Origin of the sequence: Azotobacter beijerinckii (assembly GCF_900110885.1) — a bacterium.
Taxonomy (GTDB): Bacteria; Pseudomonadota; Gammaproteobacteria; order Pseudomonadales; family Pseudomonadaceae; genus Azotobacter; species Azotobacter beijerinckii.
In genome coordinates, this window is sequence record NZ_FOFJ01000034.1 from 1 (window position 1) to 14,141 (window position 14,141).

The 14,141-nt window shown below is 64.1% G+C and carries 12 protein-coding genes; 5 read left to right on the forward strand and 7 right to left on the reverse strand.

Annotated elements, in window-relative coordinates:
• Window positions 1–142 precede the first annotated feature (142 nt).
• Complete coding sequence (locus tag BMY22_RS15605) at window positions 143–922, reverse strand: hypothetical protein (RefSeq protein ID WP_208599302.1); 780 nt, start codon at window positions 920–922, stop codon at window positions 143–145.
• Window positions 919–1,176 carry a GIY-YIG nuclease family protein gene (locus BMY22_RS25390; protein WP_208599303.1) on the reverse strand — a complete coding sequence of 86 codons (258 nt, stop codon included), beginning with the start codon at window positions 1,174–1,176 and terminating at the stop codon, window positions 919–921. Before BMY22_RS25390 ends, BMY22_RS15605 begins: the two co-directional genes overlap by 4 nt.
• A gap of 150 nt (window positions 1,177–1,326) precedes the next feature.
• Here BMY22_RS25390 and BMY22_RS15610 point away from each other — a divergent pair, with 150 nt between their 5' ends.
• The gene (locus tag BMY22_RS15610) at window positions 1,327–1,911 is read left to right on the forward strand and encodes a phage integrase N-terminal SAM-like domain-containing protein (protein WP_244158885.1); all 585 of its coding nucleotides are present in this window, start codon (window positions 1,327–1,329) and stop codon (window positions 1,909–1,911) included.
• Between the two features lie 380 nt (window positions 1,912–2,291).
• Here BMY22_RS15610 and BMY22_RS15615 read toward each other — a convergent pair whose 3' ends face one another.
• The 3 genes from BMY22_RS15615 to BMY22_RS15625 all read right to left on the reverse strand — a co-directional run bounded on the left by BMY22_RS15615 (window position 2,292) and on the right by BMY22_RS15625 (window position 5,884).
• Window positions 2,292–3,665 carry an aspartate aminotransferase family protein gene (locus BMY22_RS15615; protein ID WP_090623662.1) on the reverse strand — a complete coding sequence of 458 codons (1,374 nt, stop codon included), beginning with the start codon at window positions 3,663–3,665 and terminating at the stop codon, window positions 2,292–2,294.
• A gap of 70 nt (window positions 3,666–3,735) precedes the next feature.
• Complete coding sequence (locus tag BMY22_RS15620; protein WP_090623663.1) at window positions 3,736–5,097, reverse strand: glutamine synthetase family protein; 1,362 nt, start codon at window positions 5,095–5,097, stop codon at window positions 3,736–3,738.
• Between the two features lie 34 nt (window positions 5,098–5,131).
• A complete protein-coding gene (locus BMY22_RS15625) occupies window positions 5,132–5,884 on the reverse strand; it encodes a gamma-glutamyl-gamma-aminobutyrate hydrolase family protein (RefSeq protein WP_090623666.1) in 753 nt (250 codons plus the stop codon).
• Window positions 5,885–6,155: 271 nt separating this feature from the next.
• Here BMY22_RS15625 and BMY22_RS15630 point away from each other — a divergent pair, with 271 nt between their 5' ends.
• From BMY22_RS15630 to aguA, 3 genes are all read left to right on the forward strand, one after another.
• The gene (locus BMY22_RS15630) at window positions 6,156–7,532 is read left to right on the forward strand and encodes a glutamine synthetase family protein (protein ID WP_090623667.1); all 1,377 of its coding nucleotides are present in this window, start codon (window positions 6,156–6,158) and stop codon (window positions 7,530–7,532) included.
• Between the two features lie 168 nt (window positions 7,533–7,700).
• The gene (aguB, locus tag BMY22_RS15635) at window positions 7,701–8,579 is read left to right on the forward strand and encodes an N-carbamoylputrescine amidase (protein ID WP_090623670.1); all 879 of its coding nucleotides are present in this window, start codon (window positions 7,701–7,703) and stop codon (window positions 8,577–8,579) included.
• Between the two features lies 1 nt (window position 8,580).
• Complete coding sequence (aguA, locus tag BMY22_RS15640) at window positions 8,581–9,690, forward strand: agmatine deiminase (RefSeq protein ID WP_090623671.1); 1,110 nt, start codon at window positions 8,581–8,583, stop codon at window positions 9,688–9,690.
• 160 nt (window positions 9,691–9,850) lie between these two features.
• On the opposite strand, the gene BMY22_RS15645 is transcribed toward aguA, so the two are convergent.
• The gene (locus tag BMY22_RS15645) at window positions 9,851–10,174 is read right to left on the reverse strand and encodes an ArsR/SmtB family transcription factor (protein ID WP_090623673.1); all 324 of its coding nucleotides are present in this window, start codon (window positions 10,172–10,174) and stop codon (window positions 9,851–9,853) included.
• Window positions 10,175–10,338: 164 nt separating this feature from the next.
• Window positions 10,339–11,601 (reverse strand): OprD family porin, encoded by a 1,263-nt coding sequence (locus tag BMY22_RS15650; protein WP_090623676.1) that lies wholly within the window; start codon window positions 11,599–11,601, stop codon window positions 10,339–10,341.
• 635 nt (window positions 11,602–12,236) lie between these two features.
• Here BMY22_RS15650 and dibA point away from each other — a divergent pair.
• On the forward strand, window positions 12,237–14,141 hold the full coding sequence (dibA, locus tag BMY22_RS15655; RefSeq protein WP_208599304.1) for a phosphodiesterase DibA: 1,905 nt from the start codon (window positions 12,237–12,239) through the stop codon (window positions 14,139–14,141).

Consider the following 14,141-nt stretch of genomic DNA (forward strand, 5'->3'; position numbering starts at 1 on the left):
TTTAGGGAAGGGAGTTTACGTAAAGACCTTGAAAGGGGTGCCCATAAGCCCTAACGCCATGCATCACCGGCAGCAAAAAACAGAGCGAGGAACGAGCGGCGATTTTTGCTGTCCGAGTGCATGCGTTTGTTAGGTAATATTTTCATGATTGAGTAGCTTCCACCACCCAATTATATACAGGCTGCAACTCTGAAATTTTGTTTTTAATGTTTTCTTCTATATCTCCATCGATACTTAAAGACGACCATATTGTTAGATGCGGAGAAACATCTTTCAGTAACTCTCTGTCATCCGATTCCAGAGTGACAGTGTGATCTCTTTTTCTACCACGATAATTTTTGTTTTCATCAAGGCAAGTCAAAGCTTCTTCTAGAATTGATGACCATACCTCTTGGTTAATTTCAGATAGAGGATATTCTCGACCCCCGATGAGTTTCTCTTTAATATTCAATCTTGATGCACCTTGCCACGCATCACGAGAAAAATTAAGGGTTACATCATCAGGCTTGGATACTCTAGATTTTATTATTTCTATGTTGGGTTTGTTCAAAATAAACGGAGCAATTAACCATTTTCCAGTTTTTTCACTCCCCTCAAGGTTAACTCCAAGACATATATCTCCAGTTTCTGTATTAACTGATAGGTTCCATTGAACTCCCTCATTTCCATCGCTCATTCCAAAAACAGGTTTGTTTAGCTGGCCGAAAGGCCTGCCTTTTACATTGAGTGACGAGGCAAATAGTTGGAGTAGCTCAGCATATTCTGAATCAATGTGCTTAAACGAGTGTTTACGTTTCTTTGTTGTACTATTCGATTTCGGTCTGATATTTTTGGGCATTATTTCTTCAGTATCTATTTTCTTTATTTCCGTTTGGCTGTTAAATATAGATATCAATGCGGCATTTGCATCATCAGCATTCAAGTTAAAAAACTCACACTTTTTTGACGCAAAGGAGCCAATTTAGAATGAACTAGAGATTCTAGTTTTTTGCAATTATCTACGGCAATGTAATGAGCTACTGACCAAATGAAGTCACCAGTTGAGCTGTTATTAATTTCAGCACATCGCTCGTATGGAGTTCTCGTAGTCATTCCAATTTTGCATACAGGTAGGTTTATATCCTTTACCTCCAGGACATAAACGTACCCACTATCATTTCTTGCTGATTCGTCCATTCGACTTCTTTTACCTAACTACTATCAGACACCAACTGGTGCATAACTACCCGAACGGGCGTGGTGTATAATATTCCTTGTTATGCTCGCTCTCCCTGTCTAGGCTGCGGGTTTCGCGGTCATGGTGACCGCGTTGGGGAGTTATACACCATGGACGGCAAGCCCAGACTACTCGATCAGATGCGCGACCGGATTCGCGTCAAACACTACTCCATCCGTACCGAGCAGGTCTATTGCGACTGGGTGAAGCAGTTCATACGGTTTCACCGCTATCGACACCCGGCGGAAATGGGCGCTGCGGAGGTGGAAGTCTTCCTGACCGATCTGGCGGTGCGGCGCAAGGTATCGGCCTCCACCCAGAATCAGGTGCTGGCGGCAGTGTTGTTTCTCTACAAGCAGGTATTGGCTGTCGAGCTTCCCTGGCTGAACGAGGTGGTACGGGCAAAAAGGCCCGAACGCTTACCGGTGGTGCTTTCCGTCGAGGAAGTGCGGCGCGTGCTTGCCGGCCTGGACGGGGAGCTTTGGCTGGCCTGCAGCCTGCTGTACGGAACCGGCATGCGCCTGATGGAGGTGGTGCGGTTGCGGGTCAAGGATGTGGACTTTGCGCGTGGCGAGATTCTGGTGCGCGACGGCAAGGGCATGAAGGATCGGGTGACCGTGCTGCCACGCAGCTTGGAGCAGCCCTTGCGTCAGCATCTGGCGGTGGTGCGTGCGACGCACAAGGCCGAGCTTTAGGCGGGACGCGGCGATGTTTGGCTGCCGTTTGCTCTGGAGCACAAATATCCGAATGCGGCACGGGACTGGGGTTGGCAGTACGTCTTCCCGGCTGCCGGGCTATCGGTAGACCCCAGGTCGGGAGCAGTGCGCCGTCATCATCAGGACGAAAAGCGTATCCAGCGAGGATTCAAGCGCGCGGCGCAGGAGGCCGGAATCGTCAAGCCGACCACGCCGCATACCCTGCGCCACGGACGAGCTAAGCGGCGCCCAGCCTGCCGCCTGGCCTGTTTCATCCCTACTTCGTCTGCCCGCCATTCAACCCAGCAGGTAGGGCGGGTGAAACCCGCCGGACATGGCGCGAAACCACACCGAAGTTGGCGGGTTTCACCCGCCCTGCCTCAACCCGGCATTTCGCTCGCGGTGAGGTCCAGGCAGAGCCGCGCCTTGGCGATCAGTTCGTCGATCTCCGCCTCGGAGATCACCAGGGGCGGGGCGACGATCATGGTGTCGCCGACCGCGCGCATCACCAGCCCGTTGGCGAAGCAGTGCTCGCGGCAGCGCATGCCGGCCGCCAGGTCGCCGGCGAAGCGCTCGCGGCTCCGCTTGTCCTTGACCAGCTCGAGCGCGGCGAGCATGCCGACCCCGCGGGTCTCGCCGACCAGAGGATGCTCGCCCAGCTCTCGCCAGCGATGCTGCAGGTAGGGGCCGGTGCGCGTCCGGACCCGCTCGACGAGGCCTTCCTCGCGCAGCAGGCGGATGTTCTCCAGGGCCACCGCCGCCGCCACCGGATGCCCGGAATAGGTGAAGCCGTGGTAGAACTCGCCGCCTTCCTCGAGCACCTCGACGATCCGGTCGCGCACCACCACCCCGCCCATCGGCAGGTAGCCGGAGGTCAGGCCCTTGGCGATCGCCATCAGGTCCGGTTCGAGCCCGTAGTACTGGCTGCCGAACCACTCGCCGGTGCGGCCGAAGCCGCAGATCACCTCGTCGGCGGCGAACAGGATGTCGTACTTCTGGAGAATCTCGCGGATGCGCGGCCAGTAGCTCTCCGGCGGGACGATCACCCCGCCGGCGCCCTGGATCGGCTCGGCGATGAAGGCGGCGACCCGCTCCTCGCCGACCTCGAGGATCTTGCGCTCGAGCTGGTCGGCGACCCGCCGGCCGAATTCGCCCGGATCGAGGTCGCCGCCCTCGCCGTACCAGTAGGGCTGGTCGATGTGCTCGATGCCGGGGATCGGCAGGTCGCCCTGGCCGTGCAGGGCCTTCATCCCGCCGAGGCTGGCACCGGCGACGGTGGAGCCGTGGTAGCCGTTCCAGCGGCCGATCACCACCTTCTTCTCCGGTAGGCCGCGGATCGCCCAGTAGTGGCGCACCAGGCGCAGCACGGTGTCGTTGGCCTCCGAGCCGGAGCCGGTGAAGAACACGTGGTTCATCCCCGGCGGCGCCAGCTCGGCAATCGCCCGGGCCAGCTCGACGGCCGGCGGGTGGGCGGTCTGGAAGAACAGGTTGTAGTAGGGCAGCTCGCGCATCTGCCGGCTGGCCGCCTCGACCAGCTCCTCGCGGCCGTAGCCGACGTTGACGCACCACAGCCCAGCCATGCCGTCGAGGATCCGGTTGCCCTCGCTGTCCCACAGGTAGACGCCGGAGGCGCGAGTGATGATCCGCGGGCCATGCTCCTTGAGCTGCTTGTAGTCGGTGAACGGCGGCAGGTGATGGGCGTGGCCGAGTTCCTGCCACTGCCGGGTTTGCGGATTGCCGGTGGTGCCTGTCATGGGAGGCCCTCCTCTGCGGCACGGCCCGCGCCACCGGGCCGGTGGGCGGGTCAGGGAAACGCCTGGCGGGCTACACCGAGAGGAGCAGGAAGGCCCGTTCCCAGGAGCTGATCACCCGCTTGAAGTTCTCGTTCTCGGCGCGCTTCACCGCGACGTAGGCGGTGATGAAGCGCGGGCTCAGGTAGCGCTCCAAGGCGCGGCAGTTCTCCATGCGCTCCAGCGCCGCCTCCAGGGTCAGCGGCAGGCGCAGGCTGCGCCGCTCGTAGCCGCGGCCCTGCACCGGCGCGCTCGGCTGCAGCTGCTCGACCATGCCGATGTAGCCGCACAGGAGGCTCGCGGCGATCGCCAGGTAGGGGTTGGCGTCGGCACCGGGCAGGCGGTTCTCGACCCGCCGATTGTGCGGCGCGGAGTCCGGCACGCGCAGGCCGACGGTGCGGTTCTCCTCGCCCCACTCGACGTTGACCGGCGCCGAGGTGCCGGGCAGGAAGCGGCGGAACGAGTTGACGTTGGGCGCGAACAGCGGCAGCAGCTCGGGGATGTACTTCTGCAGCCCGCCGATATGGTTGAGGAACAGCTCGCTCATCGAGCCGTCCGGATTGGAGAAGATGTTCCGTCCCTCGCGGTCGACCACGCTCTGGTGCAGGTGCATGGCGCTGCCCGGCTCGCCGGTCATCGGCTTGGCCATGAAGGTGGCGGCCACGTTGTGCTTGAGCGCCGCCTCGCGCATGGTGCGCTTGAACACCAGGATCTGGTCGGCCAGGTGCAGCGCCTCGCCGTGACGGAAGTTGATCTCCATCTGCGCGGTGCCTTCCTCGTGGATCAGGGTGTCCAGATCCAGCCCCTGGGCCTCGCACCAGTCGTACATGTCCTCGAACAGCGGGTCGAACTCGTTGGCCGCGTCGATGGAGAACGACTGGCGGCCGGTCTCCCGCCGCCCGGAGCGGCCCACCGGGGCCTGCAGCGGATAGTCGGGGTCGTCGCTGCGCTGGGTCAGGTAGAACTCCATCTCCGGCGCGACGATCGGCTGCCAGCCGCGCTCGGCGTACATCGCCAGCACCTTCTTGAGCAGGTTGCGCGGCGACAGCTCGATGGGATTGCCCCACTTGTCGCAGGTGTCGTGGATCACCAGGGCGGTGGGTTCGATGGCCCAGGGCACGAGGAACGCCGCGTCCTCGTCGGGATGGCAGAACATGTCGATCTCGGCCGGATCGAGCAGCCGGTAATAGATTTCCTCGTTGACGTAGTCGCCGGTCACGGTCTGCAGCAGCACGCTTTCCGGCAGGCGCATGCCCTTCTCGGCGATGAACTTGCTGGTCGGAGCGATCTTGCCGCGGGCGATGCCGGTCAGGTCGCTGATCAGGCACTCCACCTCGGTGATCTTGCGCTCCTTCAGCCAGAGGGTGAGACGGTCGAGCTTGCCACTGCCGTTCATGATGACACTCCTCGCACGCAGGCCGGACGGCCCGCTAACGGCGCTCCGCGCGACGCCGGCAGGCATCGCCGAAGGCCTGGAACAGGACCCGGGAATGGGGATTGCCGTGGAACTGCCACTCCGGATGCCACTGCACGCCGAGGGCGAAGGTCCGCGCGCCGTCGACGGAAAACGCCTCGATCAGTCCGTCCGGGGACAGCCCCTCCATGCGCAGGCCGGGCGCCAGGCGCTCGACGCCCTGGCCGTGCAGCGAGTTGACCTCGATCTGCCGGGGCAGGCCGATCCCGGCGAGCAGCCCGCCCGGCTGTATATACAGTGCATGGCGCGGCCCGTACTGGACCTCCAGCGCCTCGTCCGGCACCTCGCGGTGATCCGCGTAGGGGCCGGCCTCGTGGACCTTCTGGTAGAGGCTGCCGCCGAAGGCCACGTTCATTTCCTGGAAGCCCCGGCAGATGCCGAGCAGCGGTACGCCGCCGGCAACCGCGGCGCGGATCAGCGGCAGGGTGGTGCCGTCGCGCGCCGGATCGTGCAGGGTGCCCGGCTCGCTGGCCGTGCCCCGATAATGATGGGGTTCGACGTTCGACGGCGAGCCGGTGAAGAGCAGGCCGTCGAGGTGCTCCAGCAGGGCCGGCTGGTCGAGCAGATCGCCGAGGGCGGGAACGATCAGCGGCAGGCCGCCGGCGCCCTCCGCCACCGCCCGCAGGTACTTGTCGCCGGCGATATGGAAGGGGTGCAGGCCGATCTGGCGGTTACAGGCGGTCACGCCGATCAGGGGCAGACGGGGCATGGAATCCTCCTGCTGTCGGGGGTGGAATCGAGCTTAGTCTTGTTCATTTTTTTAGACAACAGCCCCGAGGCGAAACGGTGCGAAGCGGCCGCGAGCGTCTGGGGCGGGCGGCGGAGCGCCCCGCCAAAGATGCCCCGAAAGGCCGAAAAACCGGCATGCAAGCCTCATTCCTGGGCGACGGCAGCACGCCTTGACAGCGCCAGGGCTTTGGGATTGACTCAAGATTGACTCAGTGGATGATTGAAATTTTAAACAATCAGGGTGTTACATCATGTCGGTGCCCCCGCGCTCCGTTCAGCTCAACGAAGCGAACGCGTTCCTCAAGGAACATCTCGAGGTGTTGGTCGTCGACCTGCTCATCGCCGACATGAACGGCGTGGTGCGCGGCAAGCGCATCGAGCGCAGCAGTCTGCACAAGGTATATGAACAAGGCATTAACCTCCCCGCCTCGCTGTTCGCCCTGGACATCAACGGCGCCACCGTCGAGCGCACCGGCCTGGGCCTGGACATCGGCGACGCCGACCGCATCTGCTACCCGATCCCCAATACCCTGAGCAAGGAACCCTGGCAGAAACGCCCCACCGCGCAGTTGCTGATGACCATGCACGAGCGCAACGGCACGCCCTTCTTCGCCGACCCGCGGGAGGTGCTGCGCCAGGTGGTGGGCCGGCTCGAGGCGCTGGAGCTGACTGTCTGTGCCGCCTTCGAGCTGGAGTTCTACCTGATCGACCAGGACAACGTGAACGGCCGGCCGCAGCCGCCGCGCTCGCCGATCTCCGGCAAGCGCCCGCAGTCGAGCCAGGTCTACCTGATCGACGACCTCGACGAATACGTCGACTGCCTGCAGGACATCCTCGAAGGCGCCAAGGAACAGGGCATCCCGGCCGACGCCATCGTCAAGGAAAGCGCCCCGGCGCAGTTCGAGGTCAACCTGCACCACGTCGCCGACCCGATCAAGGCCTGCGACTACGCCGTGCTGCTCAAGCGGTTGATCAAGAACATCGCCTACGACCACGAGATGGACACCACCTTCATGGCCAAGCCCTATCCGGGCCAGGCCGGCAACGGGCTGCACGTGCACATCTCGATCCTCGACAAGGACGGCCTGAACATCTTCGCCGGCGATGATCCCCAGCAGAACGCCGCTCTGCGCCACGCGATCGGCGGTGTGCTGGAGACCATGCCGGCCTCGATGGCCTTCCTCTGCCCCAACGTCAACTCCTATCGCCGCTTCGGCGCCCAGTTCTACGTGCCCAACGCCCCCTGCTGGGGCCTGGACAACCGCACCGTGGCGCTGCGCGTGCCGACCGGCAGCCCGGACGCGGTGCGCATCGAGCACCGCGTCCCCGGCGCCGACGCCAACCCCTACCTGGTGATGGCCGCGCTGCTCGCCGGCGTGCACCACGGGCTGACCAACCGGATCGAACCGGGCGAGCCGGTCGCGGGCAACTCCTACGAGCAGGTCGAGGCCAGCCTGCCCAACAACCTGCGCGACGCCCTGCGCCGGCTGGACGAGAGCGAGGTCCTGGCCCGTTACATCAGCCCGGACTACATCGACGTCTTCGTCGCCTGCAAGGAGAGCGAGCTGGAGGAGTTCGAGCACTCGATCTCCGACCTGGAATACAACTGGTACCTGCACACGGTCTGATCGGCCGGCCGGAAAGCTGTTGCACTCGGCCATGCGGCGTTGCGCCTTGCCTGGCCTTCCTCGCTACGCCTTCCAAGCGACGGATACCAGCTTTTTAACGTCATTTGACCCCGTCATCATCCTCTGCCAGCTTGAAGACTCCCGCCCATCCGCCGCCACGAGGTCAGCATGTCCCGCACCGTCACCGTCGCCGCCACCCAGATGGCCTGCTCCTGGGATCGCGCCGCCAACCTCGCCCGGGCCGAGCAACTGGTGCGCGAGGCCGCGGCCGGGGGCGCGCAGATCGTCCTGCTGCAGGAGCTGTTCGAGACCCCCTATTTCTGCCAGAAGCCCAACCCGGACTACCTGCAGCTGGCCACCCCGGCCGAGGACAACCCGGCCATCCGCCATTTCCGCAAGCTCGCCGCCGAACTCAAGGTGGTGCTGCCGATCAGCTTCTTCGAGCGGGCCGGACGGGCGCGCTTCAACAGCGTCGCGATCCTCGACGCGGACGGCGAGGTGCTCGGCCTCTACCGCAAGAGCCACATCCCCGACGGCCCCGGCTACCACGAGAAGTACTACTTCAGCCCCGGCGACACCGGCTTCCGGGTGTGGAACACCCGCTACGGGCGGATCGGCGTGGGCATCTGCTGGGACCAGTGGTTTCCCGAGTGCGCGCGGGCCATGGCGCTGCAGGGCGCGGAACTGCTCTTCTACCCGACCGCCATCGGCAGCGAGCCCCACGACCCCGGCATCCTCTCGCGCGACCACTGGCAGCGCGTGCAGCAGGGCCATGCCGGCGCCAACCTGATGCCGCTGATCGCCAGCAACCGCACCGGCCGCGAGGAGCAGGAGGACTACCACATCGACTTCTACGGCTCGTCGTTCATCGCCGACCCGTTCGGCGCCAAGCTCGCCGAGCTGAACGAGACGGAAGAGGGCGTGCTGCTGCACAGCTTCGACCTCGACCGGCTGGAACACCTCCGCAGCGCCTGGGGGGTGTTCCGCGACCGCCGGCCGAACCTCTACGGCGCGCTGAAGACCCTCGATGGCGAACTGGAATCCTGACATGCAAACGCTCGCCAGCACCCCGCGCGCCGACGGCTTCCGCATGCCCGCCGAGTGGGAAGCGCACAGCCAGACCTGGATGATCTGGCCGGAGCGCCCGGACAACTGGCGGCTCGGCGCCAAGCCGGCGCAGGCCGCCTTCGCCGCGGTGGCCCGCGCCATCGCCCGCTTCGAGCCGGTGACCGTCGGCGTCAGCGCCGGGCAGTACGAGAACGCCTGCGCCCGCCTCGCCGGGGCCGACATCCGGGTGCTCGAGCTGAGCAGCGACGATGCCTGGGTACGCGACACCGGGCCGACCTTCGTGGTCGACGACGCCGGCGAGGTACGCGGCGTGGACTGGACCTTCAACGCCTGGGGCGGCTTCGACGGCGGTCTGTACGCCCCCTGGAACCGCGACGACCAGGTGGCGCGCAAGATCCTCGGCATCGAGCGCTGCGCCCGCTACCGCACCGAAGGTTTCGTGCTGGAGGGCGGCGCCATCCACGTCGACGGCGAGGGCACCCTGCTCACCACCGAGGAATGCCTGCTCGATCCGAACCGCAATCCGCATCGGTCGCGCTGGGAAATCGAGGCCATGCTCGCCGAGCATCTGGCCGTCGAGCGGGTGATCTGGCTGCCGCAGGGCCTGTACAACGACGAAACCGACGGCCATGTGGACAACTTCTGCTGCTTCGTGCGCCCCGGCGAAGTGCTGCTGGCCTGGACCGACGACCCGCAGGACCCCAACCACGGGCGCTGCCGGGCAGCCCTCGAAGCGCTCGAGAAGGCCCGCGACGCCCGCGGCCGCACCCTGACCGTGCAGCGGATGCCGATCCCCGGCCCGCTGTATGCCAGCGACGAGGAATGCGCCGGCGTCGACCTGGTCGCCGGCAGCCAGATGCGCGACCCGCAGATCCGCCTGGCCGGCTCCTACGTGAACTTCCTGATCGTCAACGGCGGCATCGTCGCGCCGGCCTTCGACGATCCCCGCGACGGCGAGGCCGAGGCGATCCTGCGCCGGCTGTTTCCCGAACGCGAGGTGCTGATGCTGCCCGGCCGGGAGATCCTCCTCGGCGGCGGCAACATCCACTGCATCACCCAGCAGCAGCCGGCGGCGCAACGGCGTCGCTGATGCTCGACGCTCAGAGCTCAGAGCTTGTTCAGGATCTAGCGAGCCAAGGTCAGGCAAGGCGAAATCGGGTGAGGAAGCGGAGTTTACGCGTGGTAAATGAGCATTCCGAACCCGATTTCAACGCAGCATGGCCGACGCGCAGCAGATCATGAACAGGCTCTCAGCGACCGTCGGCGCAGAACAGCTGGTAGAGGGTATCGATCACCGCCAGGGCCTGCGGGCTGCTGATCCGGTAGTGGATCTGCTTGCCGTCGCGGCGGGTTTCCACCAGTCCCTCGCGGCGCAGCACGCCGAGCTGCTGGGAGAGGGTCGGCTGGCGGATGCCCAGCAGGGCCTCCAGCTCACCGACGTTGCGCTCGCCGTGGGAGAGCTGGCAGAGCAGCATCAGGCGATCCGGGTTGGCCAATACCTTGAGCAGCTGCTCCGCCTGGCTGGCGGACTCGCGCAGGCGCTGGATATCGACGGCGGAAATGGTTTCGGTCATGGGCGAGGGACTCGGTTGCGCTGCGCATAAGCTATTTAGAGACAACAGCTTTTTCAACGTCCGAGGGCGCCGGGAGCGTACCGCGCAAGGAGCGCGAGAGTGCCCGCCACCCCCGCCCGGGCGGGCGGGAGCGTCGGGAAGAGGCGGCACCGCCGCCCCGGGCGTTACTTCAGCGGCAGGGTATAGCTGACGATCAGGCGGTTCTCGTCGACGTCGCGGACGAAGTCGCTGCGCATGGTCGCGTTACGCCACGTGAAGCCCAGATTCTTCAGCGGGCCGCTCTGCAACACGTAGCCGATGACCATGTCGCGCTCCCACTCCTTGCCATTGGAACCATTTCCGAGCTCGACATGATCGCCCGACACATAGCGGGTCATGAAGGTCAGACCGGGAACCCCGAGCGTCGCGAAATCGTAGTCGTAGCGCAACTGCCAGGAGCGCTCGTCCTCGTTGGCGAAGTCGCTGACCTGGATGTAGTTGACCAGATAGGGGTTGGTGCCGTTGATCTGCGCGAAGCCGGTGTCGCCCTGCATTTTCTGCAGGCCAAGCCCGAACTTGTGGCCCTTGATCGAATAGGTGGTCATGAAGCCGAGGGCATCGTTGTCGACATAGGCATCGCCGGCATCCCGCGCGCGCGCCCAGCGCAGGTCGCTGTTCAGCGAGCCGGGGCCCAGCGGCAGGACGTGGATGAAGTTGACGTAGTGCTGCCGGTAGAGGTTGTCCAGCTCGCCGAAGTAGTAGCTGGCGGACAATCCCTTGGTCACCTGGTAGGTGGCGCCGGCATAGGCGAAGTAGTCCGCCTCGTTCTTGGCTCCGCTCTTGAGGGTGATGTTCCGCCGGCCACTGGTAATCATGGCCATGTCTTCGTTATCGCTGGAGTTCCGGTAGTTGACCTTGTCCAGATAGCCGAAATCCAGTTTCAGCCCCGGGATTTCCTTCACCTGCAGGTTTCCGCCCCGGAAGGTCTGCGGCAGCAGGCGGGTGTCGTTGAAGTCGAGCACCGAGATTTTCGGCATCAGGGTGCCGACCTTGAGTTCGCTCTTGGAGGCCCGCAGCTTGGCGGTCAGGCCCACCTCGCTGTAATCGTCCGGCACATCTCCCTTTCGACCGACCGGCAGCAGGCCGGTACCGGAACGCTGCCGGCTGGAGTCGAGCTTCAGTCCCGCCATGCCGAGCACGTCGAAGCCGAAACCGACCGGCCCCTCGGTATAGCCGGACTCCATCCGCAGGATGAAGCCCTGCGCCCACTCCTCCTGCTTGGCCTGCTGGTTGGGAGCCGTGTCGTCGCGGAAATCCTTGTTCATGTAGAAATTGCGCAGTTCCAGGTTGGCCTTGCTGTCCTTGAAGAACTCGGCCGCCGCCTGCTCGCTCATAGAAAGGCCCAGGGTACCGCCCGCCACGGCTAGCGCCAGAGTGGCTTTTTTCATCTTGTTATTCTCCATTTTCTTATTTTTCGAGTGGTACTGCCGCAACATGGCCTGCGCTCTCCAGGACAGGACATGGGCAGAATCCATTGGGGCATCCTGCGACCGTCACGCAGGAGCGCGCCAACGATAGCTAGTGATAACAAGAGAGGATAGAAGCGAAACTACCTATTACTTATAGATCAATGTCTAGTTGATAATAAACAAAAAATATGATTATCAATCGCCCATCGATCTCTTCCTGCACCGCCTCGATCCAGCGCCAGAGCGGCGCCAGGAACCGGGCTCGGACGGCACGCCCGGCGAACTCGCCCAGGAAGCGGATACGCGCCGGAGGACCCGCCTCACAGCCGGAGGGAGACTCAGCGCACAGTCTGCGGAATAGCGACGCCAATAGACGGCGACGCTGACCACGGTCAACGGCACGAACGGCAGGCTCACTATGATGGGTTGCCAGGGCGGCGGATCGAGAAAGCCGTCGTACCCCATGAGTCCATGCCTCGGAACTCGAACAGCGGCCTACCGACGATGAGCCTCGCGAGTGGGGCGTCTGGCTGGAAAACCCGCGCTCATCTGGATAAGCAATGTTTCCACAGCACGATCGTCCTCTTCGGCCGTCATGGACTGGGGCCTTATCGATGAAAACGCGTCTCCCCCTGTTACCCGCCTGCCTGGCCTACGTATTCCTCGCCGTCCTGTGGATCGCCCTGAGCGACCGGCTGCTGCTCTTCCTGTTCGAGGACAGCGCCTACCTGAGCACCTGGCAGACCCTCAAGGGCAGCGTATTCATCCTGCTGACCGCCCTGCTGTTCTATTTCCTCGGCCGCCGCGAACTGGCCACCCGGCATGCCAATGCCACCAGCCTGCGCCAGGCCGCCGCGGTGTTCGACAGCACCCTCGAAGGCGTGCTGATCACCGATGCCGAGCAGCGGATCGCCTATATCAACCGGGCGTTCACCCGGATCACCGGGTACACCGAGTCCGAGGTGCTGGGCAAGCTCCCCAACCTGTTCAAGTCCGGCCGGCACGACGGGGAGTTCTACCGGAAGATGTGGCAGGCACTGAGCCAGCGCGCCGAGTGGAGCGGCGAGATCTGGAACCGCCGCAAGAGCGGCGAAGTGTATCCGCAGTGGCAGAGCATCCGCGCCATCTACGACGAAAGCGGTACGATCGGCCACTACGTGGCGGTGTTCTCCGACCTGTCGATGCTCAAGCGCTCCCAGGCCGAACTCGACTACCTGGCCCACTACGATCCGCTGACCGGCCTGCCGAACCGCCTGCTCTTCAAGGAGCGCGTCCAGCATGCCGTGGAGCAGGCCCGGCTGGAGAAGGGCCAGGGCGCGGTCCTGCTGCTCGACCTCGACCACTTCAAGCACATCAACGAAAGCCTTGGCCACCCGTTGGGCGACCGACTGCTCAAGACCGTCGGCCAGCGCCTGACCTACCACGTGGTGCGCCAGGGCATGACCTTCGCCCACCTGGGCGGCGACGAGTTCGGCCTGGTCTGCGGGAACTGCCCGCCGCAGCAGGCCGCCACCCTGGCCATGCAGATCCTCGACACGCTGAACCAGCCGATCCACCTGGACCGGCACAAGCTGCCGATCGGCGCCAGCCTCGGCATCAGCCTGTTCCCCGGCGACGCGCAGAGCGCCGAGCAGGCTCTGCGCAACGCCGACTCCGCCCTGCACAAGGCCAAGAACGACGGGCGCGGCGCCTATGCCTTCTACAGCCAGGAGCTGACCACCTACGCCCGGCAGCGCGTCGAACTGGTCGCGGCCCTGCGCCACGCCCTGGAGCACGACGAACTGCGCGTCCATTACCAACCGATCCACAACCTCAAGAGCGGCCGACTGGTCAGCGTCGAGGCGCTGGCGCGCTGGCAGCATCCCGAACGCGGCCTGGTGCCGCCGGGGGAGTTCATCCCGGTCGCCGAAGAGAACGGCCTGATCGGCGCCATCGACCTGTGGGTCCTGGAACAGGCCTGCCGGCAGATGCACAGCTGGCTGAAGGCCGGGCAGCCGCTGGAGTTCGTCGCGGTGAACATCTCCACCCGCCTGTTCGGCCGCGGCAGACTGGACCTGCAGGTCGCCGACATCCTCGCCAGGACCGGACTGAGCCCGCGCCATCTGGAGCTGGAAATCACCGAAAGCGCGGTGATGGACAATCCGGACAGCGCCCTCAAGCAGCTGTGCCGGCTGCACGAGCTGGGGGTGCGCCTGGCGATCGACGACTTCGGTACCGGGCACTCCTCGCTGCAACGCCTGAAGAGCCTGCCGGTGAACAAGCTGAAGATCGACCGCGGCTTCGTCGCCGGCCTGCCGTCCGACGGCAAGGATGCCGCCATCGCCCGTTCGGTGATCGTGCTCGCCCACAGCCTGGGGCTGACCGTCCTCGCCGAAGGCATCGAACGGCCGGAGCAGGTGGAATTCCTCACGCGCAACCACTGCCATCTCGGCCAGGGCTACCTCTTCGGCAAGCCGCAACCGGCCAGCGAACTCGCCTGGACACAGGCGCCGCAGCAGCCCAAAGCCCTGGCCGGCTGA